Below are 15,130 nucleotides of genomic sequence, written 5' to 3'. Positions count from 1 at the left end.
CGTTGACTTGGACGAAAGTACGGTACATTAGTGGAAACTCAACAACTCGAAAAACGGTATCGCATGACCGACGTGTCGCTATTCTCGAACGAGCAGATTGCCGCGCTGCTCGCCGCGTTACCGGATCCGGCGTTTATCCTCACCCGCAGCGGCAAGTACGCCGCCCTGTTCGGCGGCACCGACGCCCGCTACTACCACGACGGCAGCGCCCTGGTCGGCAAGAGCATCCCGGACGTGCTGAACGGCGAAAAGGCCGCGTGGTTCATCGCGCAGATCGCCATCGCGCTGGCCAAGACAGGCTTGCACGTCATCGAATACCAGCTAAACCGCAAGGATGTGAAAGGCCTCGACGCCGACGGCCCGGAAGACACGATCTGGTTCGAAGGCCGCGTGCAGGCGCTGGAGTACCGTGTACAGGGAGAAGATGCTGTGTTGTGGGTAGCCAGCAATATCACCGCCAGCAAAAAGCTGGAAGCCTTGCTGCGCATGCAGAGCGAAACCGACGCGCTGACCGGCCTGGCCAACCGCCGCAAACTGATGCAGGCCCTCACCGACAACTACGAGCTGTTCGCCCGCTACCAGACGCCGGCCTCGGTGCTGATCTTCGACATCGACAAGTTCAAGAACATCAACGATACCTACGGCCACCTGAGCGGCGACAAGGCGATCCAGGCCACGGCCGATGTCTGCCGGCGCGAGCTGCGCACTACCGACTTCCCGGCCCGGCTGGGCGGCGACGAATTCGTCATCCTGATGCCGCACACCGGCTGGGAGCAGGCCAAGCCGATCGCCGAGCGGCTGCGGCAAAAGGTGCCGGCAGCCCTGCGCACGCTGGGCACGCTGGGCGACGGCGCCACCATCAGCGGCGGCCTAAGCGAACTGCTCCCCGGCGACAGCTCCTTCGAAGACGTGCTGAAACGGGCGGACGACGCGCTATATCGCGCCAAACGCGACGGCCGCAACCGCATCGTCCACCTTGAAGCTTAGCTGAAGGTCAGCTCGCCGTTCACCGGATCGGCGTCGATGTGGATGATGTCCTTCGGACCGAAGCGGCCCTGCAGGATCAGCTTGGACAGCGGATTCTCGATCTGCTGCTGGATCGCCCGCTTCAACGGCCGCGCGCCATACACCGGATCGTAGCCCGCCTCGGCGATCTTGTGCAGCGCCCCTTCGGTGATCGTCAGCGTCATCTCCATCTTGGCCAGGCGCTGCTCCAGAATCGCCAGCTGGATCTTGGCGATGGCGCCGATGTTCTTCTCATCGAGGCCGTGGAACACGACGATTTCATCGATACGGTTGATGAACTCCGGACGGAAGTGCGAACGCACCTCGGCCATCACCGCCAGCTTGACCACGCCGGGATCGGAATCCTCCATCGCCTGGATCTTGTGCGAACCCAGGTTGGACGTCATGATGATGACCGTGTTCTTGAAGTCCACCGTGCGGCCCTGGCCATCCGTCATGCGGCCGTCGTCCAGCGCTTGCAGCAGCACGTTGAACACGTCGGGATGCGCCTTCTCCACCTCGTCCAGCAGGATCACGCTGTACGGCTTGCGGCGTACGGCTTCGGTCAGATAGCCGCCCTCGTCGTAGCCCACGTAGCCGGGCGGCGCGCCGATCAGGCGGGCCACCGAATGCTTCTCCATGAATTCGCTCATGTCGATGCGTATCATCGATTCCTCGGTGTCGAACAGGAAGCCCGCCAGCGCCTTGGTCAGCTCGGTCTTGCCCACGCCCGTCGGCCCCAGGAACATGAAGGAGCCATACGGACGGTTCGGATCGGACAGGCCGGCGCGCGAACGGCGGATCGCATCGGACACGGCGTCGATAGCCTCGTCCTGGCCGACCACGCGCTCGTGCAGCTTCGCTTCGATGTGCAGCAGCTTGTCGCGCTCACCCTGCATCATGCGCGACACCGGGATGCCGGTCGCGCGCGACACCACCTCGGCGATTTCCTCGGCGCCGACTTCGGTGCGCAGCAGTTTCGGCTTGGCGGCTTCGCCGGCTTTCAGGTTCACACTCTCGGCCTGTTTCAGCTGCGCCTCCAGCTCCGGCAGGCGGCCGTACTGCAGTTCCGACACGCGCTGCCAGTTGCTGTCGCGCGTGGCCTGCTCCATCTGCAGCTTGATGCGCTCGATCTCTTCCTTGATGTGGGTACTGCCCTGCACCACCGCCTTCTCGGCCTTGAGGATTTCCTCGTAGTCGTTCAACTCGCGTTGCAGACGCACGATCTCCTCGTCGATCAGGTCCAGGCGGCGGCGCGAGCCTTCGTCCTTCTCCTTCTTGACGGCTTCCTTCTCGATCTTCAGCTGGATCAGGCGGCGTTCCAGCTTGTCCATCACCTCCGGCTTGGAATCGATCTCGATCTTGATCTTGGATGCGGCTTCGTCGATCAGATCGATGGCCTTGTCGGGCAGGAAGCGGTCCGTGATGTAGCGGTGCGACAGCTCGGCCGCGGCGATGATGGCGGCGTCCGAGATGGCGACCTTGTGGTGCAACTCATACTTGTCCTGCAAGCCGCGCAGGATGGCGATGGTGGCTTCCACCGACGGCTCGTCGACCAGGATCTTCTGGAAGCGGCGCTCCAGCGCGGCGTCCTTCTCGATGTATTTGCGGTATTCGTCCAGCGTGGTCGCGCCGACGCAATGCAGCTCGCCGCGCGCTAATGCAGGCTTGAGCATATTGCCCGCGTCCATGGCGCCATCGGCCTTGCCGGCGCCGACCATCGTGTGCATCTCGTCGATGAAGACGATGGTCTGGCCTTCGTCCATGGCCAGCTCCTTCAGCACGGCCTTCAGGCGTTCCTCGAACTCGCCGCGATACTTGGCGCCGGCCACCAGCGCCGCCATGTCCAGCGACAGCACGCGCTTGCCCTTGAGCGAGTCGGGCACCTCGTTGTTGACGATGCGCTGCGCCAGGCCTTCGACGATGGCGGTCTTGCCGACGCCGGGTTCGCCAATCAGCACGGGATTGTTCTTGGTGCGGCGTTGCAGCACCTGGATGGCGCGGCGGATCTCGTCATCGCGGCCGATCACGGGATCGAGCTTGCCGGAGCGGGCGCGCTCGGTCAGGTCCAGCGTGTATTTTTTCAGGGCTTCGCGCTGGCCTTCCGCTTCGGCGTTGTCCACCTTGGCGCCACCGCGCACGGTGTCGATGGCCGCTTCCAGCGACTTGCGGGTCAGTCCATTTTCACGCGCCAGCTGGCCGGCGTCGGATTTGTCCTCGGTCAGCGCCAGCAGCACCATCTCGCTGGAGATGAACTGGTCGACGCGCTTCTGCGCTTCCTTGTCCGCCAGATTGAGCACGGAGACCAGCTCGCGGCTGGCCTGGACGTCGCCGCCGGTGCCGGACACCTTGGGCAGCCGCTCCAGCGAAGAGCCCAGCGCCTTGGTCAGGCCGCCGACATTGACGCCGGCGCGCTGCAGCAGGGAGCGCGCGCTGCCATCATTCTGGTTCAGCAGCGCGGTCAGCAGGTGCACTGGTTCGATGTATTGGTTATCGTTGCCCACGGCGAGACTCTGCGAGTCCGAGAGGGCTTCCTGGAGTTTGGTGGTGAGTTTGTCTTGCCGCATGGTGATGCTCCGATGAATTTTACTTATCGCACAGATAGGGCTGGGCAATCAGTTTTCAAGGAGACCGCCCGGAATTAAACTTTCCATTTATTCAATGCGACATCATCGCTGACACGGGCGTCGACCCAGCGCGCGCCGTCGGGGGTCTGTTCCTTCTTCCAGAACGGGGCCTCGGTCTTCAGGTAATCGATGATGAATTCGCAGGCGGCGAAGGCCTCGCCGCGGTGCGCCGACGTCACCGCCACCAGCACGATCTGCTCCAGCGGCTTGAGCGGCCCCACCCGGTGGATCACCAGCGCGCCGAATACCGGCCAGCGTTGCCTGGCCTGTTCAATGATGGCAAGGATGGATTGCTCGGTCATGCCGGCGTAGTGTTCCAGCTCCATCTCCGCCACGCTGGCGCCCTCGTTCAGGTCGCGCACGGTGCCGACAAAGCTGACGATGGCGCCGACCTTGGGATTGTCTGCGCGCAGCCGCGCCAGTTCTGCGCTGAGATCGAAGTCTTCCGCCTGGATGCGGACCTGGACTAAGCTCATGCGCGCTCCGAAGCGCCGATGCGGCGGAACAGCTGTTCAATGCGGCTGGCGGTGCGGGCGTCGGCCAGCGCCGGCATCGCGCACAGTTGCAGATAGGCGCTGCCGGCGCTCTGCGGCTTCTGGCCGGATTTGAGCGACGATTGCAGCACTTCGACCTGCATCTTCAAGCGCTCGCGCGCGAACTCGGCGCCGCTGTCGACGCCGGCCACGATTTCCAGCCGCAGCACTTCGTCCAGCAGCTTGGTGCGGTTGCGCTCCAGCTGCTCGGCGTAGGCGCTGCGCTTGCCATCTAGCGCCGCCAGCGCGGCGTTGAAGCGGCCGTGCAGCGCGCGTTCGTACTCGGCGGCCAGCGGCGGCAACGCCGACCAGCGCGACTGCCAGTCGGCGCCGTCGATGGCGGCGCCGTCGGCCGGCGTGCCGATCGCGCTTTCCAGTGCCTGGCACAGGCGCAGCTTGTCGCGCAGCGCGTTGGCCTGAGCGGCGCCAGCGCGGCGTTTGATGGCGTCAGCCTGGCCCTGCACCGCCGCCAGCGCCGCGTTGTAGCGCTGCAGGATACGGGCTTCGGCGGCGCGTGGCACGCCGCCAGACGCATGCCAGGTTGATGCCGCGTCGCGCAGCGTCTTGGCGATGGCCGCCAGTTGTGCCTTGTCGTCGCCGCTGAAGGTGGCCGTTTCCAGTTCCTGGCACAGCGCCTCGCGCGCGTGCAGGTGGGCCTTGCGTTCGTGGTCGGCCGCGTGGGCGCTTTCCTTGCGCTTGTTGAAGATGGTGTCGCAGGCGGCGCGGAAACGCTGCCACAGCGCCTGTTCAGCCTTGCGCTCCAGCGGCAGCGCCTTGGCCTGCTCCTGCCAGCGCTCCTGCAGGCGGCGCAGGTGGTCCAGCGTGTGACGGTCGCCCGGCTGCATCTGCTCCGCTTCGGCGATCAGTTGCTCGCGCTTGGCCGTTTCGATCTTGCGTTGTTCGGCCAGTGGGGCCAGCATTTGCGATAGCGCTTTGTCGAAAGCTTGATCTAGCTTACGTTTTTCCTTGCGGTCGATGGTGCCGAGGCGGCCCCACATCTGACGCAGGCGTTGGCCGGCGGCGGCTACGTTTTTCAGGTCCGCGCCCTCGCCCGCCGCGCTGGCGGCCATGGCACGGGTTTCGTCCACCAGCGCCTGCGCCTTGGCGGCGTTGGCGTGGCGCTCATCGGCCAGTTGCTTGAAATGGGCGGCGGCCGGCGCGTAGGCCGTGGTGCAGGCGGTGTCGAAACGTTCCCACAAGCTCTTTGGCGCATGGCCGGAAACGGCGTCCAGCGACTTCCAGCGCTCGCGCATGCTGCCGACCTTCTTGGCCAGTTCGCTCATCGCCAGGCCCAGCGCGGGCAGTTCTTCCACCGCCTTGACCAGCTCTTCGCGCGAGACGTTGCCGCCCCAGCGTGCCCAGTCGCCCAGGCGTTTGAGCTCGGCGCGCACATGGTTCAAGCGGTCGGTCTGGGCCGGAGTCAGGCGGGTCTTGTGTTCCTTCAGCCATTTGTCGTGGTCGGCGGCGGCGTGCAGCAAGCCTTGCGCCAGCGCAGCGTCCATCGCATCCAGCGTTTCCAGGAATTTCTTGTCGGTTTCCTTGGGCGCGGCGGGCTGCTTCGGTGGGCGCGCGGCCGGGGTCGACGACTTGGCCGGGACCTCAACTTGGCCGGCTGGCGCTGCGGCGACGGCCGGTTCGCCAGCCGTTGGCAACGTTTCCGGTGCAGCGGCGGCGCGCTGGCCGGCGGTGGTGGCGGCAGTTGCGGCGCTGGCCAGCGCGGCGCGGCTCTGCTCCAGCGCCTGCGCGAAATCGCTCAGCAGATGCTTGGGCAAGGCATTGTGTTCGGGCGCCTGCTGGTAGCCGGCATGCGCGGCGACGTGGCGCTCCAGCGCCTGCTGCGCCTCTTCCGGCGGCAATCCGGCCGACGGCAGCTGGCGCAGCGCCGCCAGCGCATCGATGATGGCGCGCTGCAGATCGACCTGCGCTTGCAAACGCGCCGCCAGCGCGGCGCGCGCGCTGGCGAACGGCTCGGCCAGCTCCGGCACGGCCGCTGTCACCTGCCATTGGCGGTCCAGATCGGCTACCTGGTTGGGCGTGAGTTTTTCATCTTGCAGCAGGCGCTGGGCCAGCTCCAGGCAGGCCTGGGCTTTTTGCCGCTCGGCCTGCTGGTAGCGGATCGCATCCAGCCGCCCCTGCATCAGCTTGGCGACGCGGCGGTCGGTATTGCGCATCGCCTGCAGCACCTGTTCGAGATAGGCCTGCGACTGCACGTGCTCGGCAGCCGCCAGGCGCACGCCGGCAAATTCGCTTTGCAAGATCAGCTGGACGGCGGCGGCTTCATTGCCCGCCAGCCCGGCGGCACACTGCGCCTGCTCGTCGCGGCGGCTGGCCGATGCGGCAGCGGCGGCGCCCTGCTCGGGTGTCGCCACGGCGGCCTGGAGTTCGGCCGCCTGGTCGGTAGTTCGCTTAAAGATGAAATCGAACATGGTGCGCTATGAGATGGCTAAAACCACCATCATAGCAAAGCGAAGGGGATTTGCCCGAGGCGTATGCTAATTGGGCGGCTATTTCATCGCCGGCATTTGCCGGGTCGATCGGGCGACGGTGCTCGGGGACGGATGTGCCCCGGTTTCATCGATGCTTATTATCGGCAATACTTGCAAGCCGGGAATACTGATCTGGCCATCATCCACGACCCGCAAGGCGTTGACGGTGCTACGTGCGGCCGCCTTCGGTGTTGCCTCGACGGCGGCGCCCGGCGCGAGGCCGGCACGTTTCATTTCTTCCAGATGCTTGTCATGCATCATCAATTGATTCGCGATGGAAAACCATGTTTCGCCGGCGATGGCGTTGCGGGCGATGGCGAACAGCTCCTGCTCCTCCTTTTCCAGCCGCTTCAGCAGCGAGGAGCAGAAGGTTTCGATGCTGTCGCAGATCAGGTTGACCTGGTCGTCGCGCACATCGGCCAGCGAGCCTAGCTTGTCCTGCAACATGCGGATCGACAGCAGCGCGGCCTGGTTCAATCGGTTGAGCTCGTCCAGCAACTGGTCCGCCCGTTCGGTCGCTTCGCGCAGCGCGGGGATCAGGTACATCTCGGTCTTGCGCCAGTGGCAGGCCTGGTACAGGCTGTTCAGATTCTCGCAGGCATATTCCAGCTGCGACAGGGTGATGCGGTTTTGATGCATCAGCGTGGAGCGCACATACTTTTGGAACGATAACAAACTGAGGCGGACACTGGCATGTTCCACCGACAGTGCTACCAGAGTATATGTGGCAGTTAACATTCTGACTCCCAAAGCTGAAGTTGCGCGCGCCCGGATGAGCGGCAAGAGCGGAAGTAAAAGTGTAAATAAAGCCGACAAACACGCCTTGAGCTAGAACAAACGTACGCCCCTGCGTGGTGCACTCCAATATATAACAAGCTGGCCTCGAATGCTATCGCAAAGACAACTGAAGTCGCACCATTCCTGCTTCAGGATGCGGCAATACCACGCCGCCGAAATGCCGTACCAGTTTTTGCACGCCCAGATTCTCGGCCAGCGCGTCGCCGATGATCTCGCCCGTGCCCTGGCTGCGGAAATAATCGATCAATTTCTGGAACAAAATGTAGCCCAGCCCCTGCCCTTTCAAATCGGAACGCACGATGATGGCAAATTCGGCGGACTGATTGTCCGCATCGGCCACGGCGCGCACCACGCCCAGCGTTTCCGGCTCGCCGCCGGCGCTGTTGCGGGTGGCGATGAAGGCCATCGCGCGGTCGTAGTCGATCTGCGTCAGCCGCGCCAGCTGCGCCGGCGGCAGCTCGCGCATGGCGGTGAAGAAGCGCAGCCGCACATCGTCCGGATCGAGCGCGGCGAAGAACACCTGGTGCTGCGGCGCATCCTCCGGCCGGATCGGCCGCAGCAGCAGGCGGCCGCCGCGCCAGTCGATTTCCTGTTCCAGCTCCAGCGGATACGGACGGATCGCCAGCGTCCGGCCACGGCCTACCGGCGCCAGTTGCACGCGCGCGGCCAGCGCCACCACGCCGCCGCCGATGGCCAGCAAGGGATTCAAATCCAGCTCCGCCAGTTGCGGCAGATCGGCCACCATGTCGGCCACCTGCACCAGCGTGCGGCACAGCGCATCGGCGTCGGCATCGGTCTGGCCCTGCGCCAGCAGGCGCGCCACGCGGGTGCGGCCCACCATGTCGCGCGCCAGCACCATGTTCAGCGGCGGCAGGCCGGCGGCGCGGTCGGCCGCGACTTCCGCCGCGATGCCGCCCTGGCCGAAGAACACCACCGGCCCGAACACCGCGTCGGTGCCGATCTGGATGCGGGCGGCGGCCAGCGTGGCGCCGGTCAGCGCCGCCTGCTGCGGCGTCGCCAGCGCGATGCCGTAGGCCGCCAGCAGCGCCCGCGCATCCTTGTCGGACAACTCGCTGCGGCCGGCCGCCAGCGCCGCCGTCACCAGGGCCTGCGCCGCCGCCCGTTCCGGCGCGGCGGTGGCGGGCAGGCGGGCCGGCACCTCCATCAGCAGCTCCTGGTTGCGGCGGTACTGGGCGATCTGCAGGAAGCCATGCACGGCTTTTTCCGGCGTGTCGTAGGTGGGCAGGCCGGCGTCGGCGAACACCTGGCGCGCGGCCGCCGCCGAGCGCCCGCCCAGCCAGCAGGACAGCACGTTCTTCGAGGCCGAGCGCATCATCGGCGCCACCGCCGCCGCGATCAAACTGCTGGGCACCATGGCGGTCGGCGCGTGCAGGAACAGCAGCGCGTCGGCCTGGGTTTCGCGCAGCAGCGCTTCCACCGCGCTGGTGTAGCGCTCGACCGGCACGTCGGCCAGCAGGTCGACCGGATTGGCCAGCGGCGCGTCGGCGCGGCGCAGCAGGCGCAGCGTCTCGGCCGACAGCGGCGCCAGTTGCGCCCCGCCGCAGGCCAGCGCATCGGCGGCGATCAGGCCCAGGCCAGCGCCGTTGGTCAGCACGGCCAGCCGCTCGCCGCGCTGCGGGCGCTGGCGGGCCAGCGTTTCGACGGCGTCGAACAGGTCCTCGGTGGAATGCACCCGCAGCATGCCGGCGCGGCGGATGGCGGCGTCGAACACCAGGTCGGCGCCGGGCGCGGGATCACGTCCCACCTTGAGCACGATCACCGGCTTGCCGCGCGCCGCCAGCCGTCCCGCCGACATGAACTTGCGGGCGCTGCTGACGTCCTCGATGCACAGCAGGATGGCCTCGGTGTCGGCGTCGCCGGCCAGGTAATCGAGCAGGTCGCCGAAATCGACGTCCGAGCCTTCGCCCATGGCGACGAAGCGCGAGAAGCCGATGCCGCGCAGGCTGGCCCAGTCCAGCACCGCCGTGCCCAGCGCGCCCGATTGCGACACGAAGGCCAGCTTGCCGGGATCGGCGGCGATGTGGGTGAAGCTGGCGTTCAGGCCCAGCGCCGGCGACTGCAGGCCGACGCTGCCCGGTCCCAGCACGCGCAGCAGGTGCGGCTTGGCCGCCTCCAGCATCGCCTGCTGCAGGCTGCGGCTGCCGGCGCGCAGGTTCTCCAGCCCCGCCGTCATGACGATGGCGGCGCGGGTGCCGCGCGCGCCCAGTTCGGCGATCAGGCCCGGTATCGTCGACGGCGGCGAACACACTATCGCCAGGTCCGGCGCATCCGGCAGCGCCGCCACGCGGGAGTAGCACGGCAGGTCGTGCAGGCGCTGGTGCTTGGGATTGAGCGGCCAGATGGCGCCGCCGTCGCGGGCGAATCCGGCTTCCACCAGGTTGGCCAGCACCCGCGTGCCGATGCGCTGCGGGTTGTCCGATGCGCCGATCACGGCCACCGAGCGGGGTTGGAACATGCGGTCGAGATTCCTGATGCTCATGGCGGCGATGCCCCTTGTTACCAGCGTGATTTACCAGCTTACCAGCGTGAAGCGTGGTCCTCGGTCACGCCCATCATCTGCGTGACCATGCGTTTGGGTTGGTCCGGCGCGCTGCGCACCCAGCCGGTGAAGGTGCCGATCGGCTGCAGGTAGCGGCTGGCCGCCACCACCAGGTTCTTGTTGTCGCGGCGCGCGCCTTCCGGCGTAAAGTACAGCTCCAGCTGGTCGTCTTCGGTGAAGATGTGCCAAGTCGACAGCGGATCGCTGCTGTCGTAGATGAAGTGCGCCGGCGCCAGCGCGTGCACCTGGCCGTCCAGCCACAGCGCGTTTTCGTGGCCGCCGAAGTAGCCCGCCTGCAGATTGAAGCCCAGCTCCAGGTTATGCGCCGACGCCCAGCGCCACGCCGTATTGCGCGCCAGCAGACCGTTGGAGTAATCGAAGCTGGCGACGCCGCCGGCCAGCGGGTAGTCTTCGCGGAAGGTGCGCACTTCGCCGCTCAGCGGCAGGCCGGACGACTTCTGCGTCGCATGCACCGAGCCCTGCTCGACCGGCCCGGTGGCCAGCAGCAGCGGCGCGGCGCCCGGGCCGAATTCGGCGTCGATCTCCAGGTAGTCGCAGCGCAGCGTCAGGCCGTAGCTGCCGTCGGCGCGGCTGTCGATGGCGATGCTGCTCTTGCGGGTCTTGAAGCTGCTCGATCCGCCGGCATGGTCGGCCAGCCGCGCCGACAGGCCGGGCAAGCCGTCCTGCGAGAAGTTGGCCAGCATGTCGCCGTCGTTGCGGTCGAAGGCGTAGGCGAAGGCGGTGCTGGTCCAGCCCAGGTCGACGATGGCGACCGCGCAGAACACCTGCTCCGTGCACAGCGCCACGTAATGCCAGCGCTTGTGGTGGAAGCGCCGCCAGAAACGGTTGCGCGCAAACGGCGCGGCCAGCTTGCTCCAGTCGATGTGGCCTACCTGGCCAGCGTAGCGGCCGAACAGCGGTTGTCCGTCGGGGCCCAGCAGGCTGGCGGGTGCGGCGGGCAGACTCATAGAACTCCTACTATCATGCGGCTTCCATTTCTTTCGTGTCTTTCGTGTTGAGATCCAGCGCGGCGCGCAGCAGCGGCGCAAAGCCTTCCGGCGCGGCGTGGACGATCTGTATGTCGGGGCATTCGTGCCAGTTGGCCAGGCGCTGCAAGGCGCCGGCGATGTCGCGCACGAAGCGGTCGCTGATGCGCGCGCCGGGTTCCAGCACCAGCGATTTCAATTCGAACACGCCGCCGCGCCGGTGCGCCTTAGCGTCGACCCGCCCGACCAGCGCGCCGCGCCGCAGGATGGGCAGCGTGAAGTAGCCGTAGCGGCGCTTCTCAGCCGGCGTGTAGCATTCGAGCCGGTAGTCGAAGCCGAACAACTCCAGCGCACGGCGGCGGTCCCACACCACCGGGTCGAACGGCGACAGGATGGTGGTCAGCGTCGGCGCCAGCGTGCCGGCGGCGGCAGCGGCCAGCAGCTCCGCGTGGTCCGGATGGACGTAGATCGGATCGTCCCAGTCGTCGACCCAGGCGCGCAGCAAGGCGCCCTGCCCGACCAGTTCTTCCGGATCGAGGCGCGGCGGCTTGGTGCGGAAGTAGTCGGAGATCCAGCCGGCGCGCGCGCAGCCCATCGCCTTGACCGCCTTGAGCACCAGCGTGCGGCGCGTGTCGTCCATGTGCGGCATGCGGCTGTCGTCCCAGCCGGGCAGCACGCGCTCGGCCAGGTCGTAGATACGCTGGAAGTTCTGGCGTTCGGCGATCATCAGCGCGCCGGCGGTGAACAGCACTTCCAGCGAGCGCTTCTCCGGCTTCCAGCTCCACCAGCCGCCGCTCTGGCCGTCGGTGCGCTCGAAATCGGACGAGCGGGTCGGGCCGTTGACGCGGATGTGGTCCAGCACCGCGTCCACCTCGGCGCGGCGCTCGCGCATCCAGGTTTCCGAATACTTCCAGCCCATCGCCGCCGGATCGAGCATGCGGTGGCGATACAGGCCGTAGTCCTCGATCGGCACGAAGCAGGCCTCGTGCGCCCAGTACTCGAACAGCTGGCCGGCGGCCAGCGCCTGTTCCAGCCACGGCTGCGGATAGTCGCCCAGGCGGCTCCACAACACCAGATAGGGGCTGCGCGCCACCACGTGGATGGTGTCGATCTGCAGCACGCCCATTTGCCGTATCGCGTCCACCACGTCGGCCTGGCGTGCCTTGCGGCGGCGCGGCTGCAGCAAACCCTGCGCCGCCAGATGCAGCGCCCGCGCCGCGGCCAGGCTGATTATCAATTCGGTCATGAGCGCTATTCTAATAAAGAAATCAACATTGCCTGTGATCGGAATGGGGTTTTTTTTGACCGGCCAGCCACAAACGTGACATTTCCGTGCAGAATATCCACAGATGGCGTGCCGCTACCATTTCGCGGGGAATGTAGACTTTCGATGAACCAATTTGCCACTCGCCCGATCGTGATGTTCTTGCGCCGCCTGTACCGGGCGGTCCTGCTGCCCGTGTTTGCGCTGGTGCTGCTGGCGGCCATGTGGGCGGCGGTGACTTATCAGATCGGCCAGGAAAAGCAGACCGCCCGCAACGAGGCGGTGCTGCACAGCCAATCGCTGGCGCGCACGCTGGCCGAACACACCAACCACCTGCTGCGCCAGATCGACCACGCGACCCAACTGTTCAAACTCAAGTTCGAAGAAACCGACGGCGCGCTGCGGCTGGCCGAGTTCACGCGCCGCAACGGCCTGCTCGATTCGCTGCTGCCGTCCAAGCTGGACCTGCCGCTGGCCTTGCTGAACGCCGAAGGCCGCCTGATCGACAGCCGCAACGGCTACTTCGCGCCGGACCAGCACGACCAGGCCTTCTTCCGCCAGCACGCATCCAATCCGGCCGACACGCCGCAGGTATCGACGCCGGTGGTCGAGCCGCGCACCAAGAAATGGCAGATCCTGATTACGCGCCGGCTGAACAACCACCGGGGCGAATTCGCCGGCATCATCATGGTGATGGTCGACCCGGCCTCCTTCGTCGAAGACTACGACCGCATGAACGTCGATCCCGGCGGCGCGGTGCTGCTGGTGAGCCGCGAGAACGGCATGTCCACCGCCCGCGTCGACGAACAGCTGATCATCAGCGATGCGATCGACTTCACGGCGGCGCAAAGCGGCGCCCAGCAGCCCGACGAGCTGCTGCTGGCGCATCCCTTCGACGCCGTCGAGCGCATCTACGGCTATACCGAGATGCCGCGCTACCTGTTGCTGGCGGTGGTCGGCAATCCCGTCACATCGGCGATGGCGCGCTTCGAGCAGCGGCGCAACGTCTACTACGGCGCGGCCGCCATCGCCTCGGTGCTGGTGCTGCTGTTTATCGGCCTGCTGATGCAGCAAGCCTATCGCCTGCGGCGCAGCGCCCGCATGATCACCGAGGCGCAGGCGATGCTGCGCGCGGCGGCCGACGCCAGCATGGACGCGGTCTACCTGATCAAGGCTTGCCGCGTGCGCGGGCCGGGCAAGGAGATCGTCGACTTCACCATCGCCGACCTCAATGAACGCGGCGCCGCGCTGCTGGGTTCCACCGCCGACGAGGTCAAGGGCAAGCGCCTGATCGAGGTGCTGCCTGCGCTGCACACCAAGGGCTTCATCGAAAAATACAAGACGGTGCTGATCTCCGGCCGTCCGCTGGAAGAGGAGTTCGAGGTCGACTTCCTGCCCGGCAGCGGCCATCTGTGGCTGCACCACCAGATCGTCGCCATCGACGAGGGCGTGGCTGTCACCACGCGCGACATCACGCCGCGCAAGGAGGCCGAGCTGGCGATGCGCAAGAACCAGGCGGAGCTGGCGGCCGTAAATGACGCCTCGCCGCTGGGATTGATGCGCGCCGATCCGGCCGGCCACTGCACCTACGTCAACCGCACCTTCGAATTCATCACCGGGCTGACGCGCGAGGAAGCGCTGGGCGATCAGTGGATGCGTGCCGTGCACCCCAACGACCGCGAGGTATTGAAGACGGCCCTGAAGCACATGGCCAAGACCCGCGTGCCCTTCCAGGACACGGTGCGCTGCGTGCACCCCGACGGCATGATGATCTGGATCTCGTTCAAGATCGCCGCGATGGTGGTGGACGGCCAGATCTACGGCTACGTCGGCACGGTGGACGACATCACCCACGTGCGCAAGTCCGTGATGGCGCTGCGCGAAAGCGAATCGCGCCTGCGCACCATCGCCGACACGCTGCCGGCGATGGTGGCCTACATCGATTCGGAAGAGATCTACCGCTTCCACAACGTCGCCTACGAGCGCGAATTCAACCGCACCGGCGTGGCGGTGCTGGGCAAGTCGATCGAGGCGACCATGGGCACGGAGCGCTACCAGTTCCTGGCGCCCTACATCAAGCGCGCGCTGGCCGGCGAAACGCTGACCTTCGAGGAGGACGATCCCGGCGCCGCCGTCGACCGCACCTTCGAGGTGGTCTACATCCCGCAGATGGACGAAGACGGCATTACCGTGATCGGCTTCCACGTCATGCGGCAGGACATCACGGCGCAAAAGCGCGAGAAGCAGCGCCTGCTGAAACTGTCGCAGGTCGATGCGCTGACCGGGTTGACCAACCGCGCCGGCTTCCTGCAAAAGCTCCAGGACGCGATGGCCGCCAGCCGCGAGAGCCACAGCCTGATGGCGGTCATGTACATGGACATCGACCGCTTCAAGCCGGTCAACGACACCTTCGGCCACAGCGTCGGCGACGCGCTGCTGAAGGCGTTCTCGGGACGGCTGACGCACGCCATGCGCGCCAGCGACACCATCGCCCGGCTGGGCGGCGACGAGTTCACCATCATCATGGAGCGCGTCGCCCGCTACGACGACGCCGCGGCGCTGGCGGCCAAGATCGTGGCAGCGATGCAGCCGCCGTTCGACCTGGATGGCACGGTGGTGTCGATTTCGGCCAGCATCGGCATGGCCTACTACCGCGACGAGGATGTCTCCCCGGCCGAACTGCTGAACCGCGCCGACGTGCTGCTGTACGAGGCCAAACAGGGCGGCCGCAACACCTACCGCGCCGGCCCGGCGCTGCCGCCGGCGGCCAGCAACGCGGCTTGACGGACCGCCACGGCGCGGCGGCGCCACTTTTATCAACTCGTCCGACGCCATCTTGCGCTATATTGTGCGCTTCCCGGCTGTTTTGAC

Annotated in this window: 9 protein-coding genes; 2 read left to right on the top strand and 7 right to left on the bottom strand. The window is 66.5% G+C overall.

Annotated elements, in window-relative coordinates; translation table 11 throughout:
- Nucleotides 1–63 precede the first annotated feature (63 nt).
- Nucleotides 64–987 carry a GGDEF domain-containing protein gene (locus GEV01_RS08995; protein WP_152803516.1) on the top strand — a complete coding sequence of 308 codons (924 nt, stop codon included), beginning with the start codon at nt 64–66 and terminating at the stop codon, nt 985–987.
- Here the strand turns inward: GEV01_RS08995 and clpB are convergent.
- The 7 genes from clpB to GEV01_RS08960 form a co-directional block, all read right to left on the bottom strand.
- Nucleotides 984–3,572, bottom strand: a complete 2,589-nt coding sequence (gene clpB, locus GEV01_RS08990; RefSeq protein ID WP_152803514.1) for an ATP-dependent chaperone ClpB — start codon at nt 3,570–3,572, stop codon at nt 984–986. The two genes, GEV01_RS08995 and clpB, sit on opposite strands and share 4 nt — an antisense overlap.
- A gap of 74 nt (nt 3,573–3,646) precedes the next feature.
- Nucleotides 3,647–4,108 carry a molybdenum cofactor biosynthesis protein MoaE gene (locus GEV01_RS08985; RefSeq protein ID WP_152803512.1) on the bottom strand — a complete coding sequence of 154 codons (462 nt, stop codon included), beginning with the start codon at nt 4,106–4,108 and terminating at the stop codon, nt 3,647–3,649.
- Entirely contained in the window at nt 4,105–6,591 is a 2,487-nt protein-coding gene (locus GEV01_RS08980) for a DUF349 domain-containing protein (protein ID WP_152803510.1), read from the bottom strand. Before GEV01_RS08980 ends, GEV01_RS08985 begins: the two co-directional genes overlap by 4 nt.
- A gap of 78 nt (nt 6,592–6,669) precedes the next feature.
- Complete coding sequence (locus GEV01_RS08975) at nt 6,670–7,290, bottom strand: hypothetical protein (RefSeq protein WP_235914288.1); 621 nt, start codon at nt 7,288–7,290, stop codon at nt 6,670–6,672.
- Nucleotides 7,291–7,540: 250 nt separating this feature from the next.
- On the bottom strand, nt 7,541–9,949 hold the full coding sequence (locus GEV01_RS08970; RefSeq protein ID WP_152803506.1) for a bifunctional acetate--CoA ligase family protein/GNAT family N-acetyltransferase: 2,409 nt from the start codon (nt 9,947–9,949) through the stop codon (nt 7,541–7,543).
- Between the two features lie 38 nt (nt 9,950–9,987).
- Nucleotides 9,988–10,977 (bottom strand): DUF2804 domain-containing protein, encoded by a 990-nt coding sequence (locus tag GEV01_RS08965; protein WP_152803504.1) that lies wholly within the window; start codon nt 10,975–10,977, stop codon nt 9,988–9,990.
- A gap of 13 nt (nt 10,978–10,990) precedes the next feature.
- Nucleotides 10,991–12,241, bottom strand: coding sequence for a winged helix-turn-helix domain-containing protein (locus GEV01_RS08960; RefSeq protein ID WP_152803502.1), 1,251 nt, complete (start codon nt 12,239–12,241; stop codon nt 10,991–10,993).
- A 144-nt stretch (nt 12,242–12,385) separates the two neighbouring features.
- On the opposite strand from GEV01_RS08960, the gene GEV01_RS08955 reads away from it, so the two are divergent.
- Nucleotides 12,386–15,043, top strand: coding sequence for a diguanylate cyclase domain-containing protein (locus tag GEV01_RS08955; protein WP_235914287.1), 2,658 nt, complete (start codon nt 12,386–12,388; stop codon nt 15,041–15,043).
- Nucleotides 15,044–15,130 lie beyond the last annotated feature (87 nt).

Origin of the sequence: Rugamonas rivuli, from assembly GCF_009380165.1 — a bacterium.
Lineage (GTDB): Bacteria > Pseudomonadota > Gammaproteobacteria > Burkholderiales > Burkholderiaceae_D > Rugamonas > Rugamonas rivuli.
Note: the sequence above shows the minus strand (reverse complement) of the source record. Positions and strands in the feature narration are given on the sequence as shown.

What these genes read in the sequence shown, in the direction of transcription:
- clpB (WP_152803514.1), bottom strand. Translation starts at nt 3,572, where the DNA reads ATGCGGCAAGACAAACTCACCACCAAACTCCAGGAAGCCCTCTCGGAC.
- GEV01_RS08985 (WP_152803512.1), bottom strand. Translation starts at nt 4,108, where the DNA reads ATGAGCTTAGTCCAGGTCCGCATCCAGGCGGAAGACTTCGATCTCAGC.
- GEV01_RS08960 (WP_152803502.1), bottom strand. Translation starts at nt 12,241, where the DNA reads ATGACCGAATTGATAATCAGCCTGGCCGCGGCGCGGGCGCTGCATCTG.
- GEV01_RS08965 (WP_152803504.1), bottom strand. Translation starts at nt 10,977, where the DNA reads ATGAGTCTGCCCGCCGCACCCGCCAGCCTGCTGGGCCCCGACGGACAA.
- GEV01_RS08955 (WP_235914287.1), top strand. Translation starts at nt 12,386, where the DNA reads ATGAACCAATTTGCCACTCGCCCGATCGTGATGTTCTTGCGCCGCCTG.
- GEV01_RS08970 (WP_152803506.1), bottom strand. Translation starts at nt 9,949, where the DNA reads ATGAGCATCAGGAATCTCGACCGCATGTTCCAACCCCGCTCGGTGGCC.
- GEV01_RS08980 (WP_152803510.1), bottom strand. Translation starts at nt 6,591, where the DNA reads ATGTTCGATTTCATCTTTAAGCGAACTACCGACCAGGCGGCCGAACTC.
- GEV01_RS08995 (WP_152803516.1), top strand. Translation starts at nt 64, where the DNA reads ATGACCGACGTGTCGCTATTCTCGAACGAGCAGATTGCCGCGCTGCTC.
- GEV01_RS08975 (WP_235914288.1), bottom strand. Translation starts at nt 7,290, where the DNA reads ATGCATCAAAACCGCATCACCCTGTCGCAGCTGGAATATGCCTGCGAG.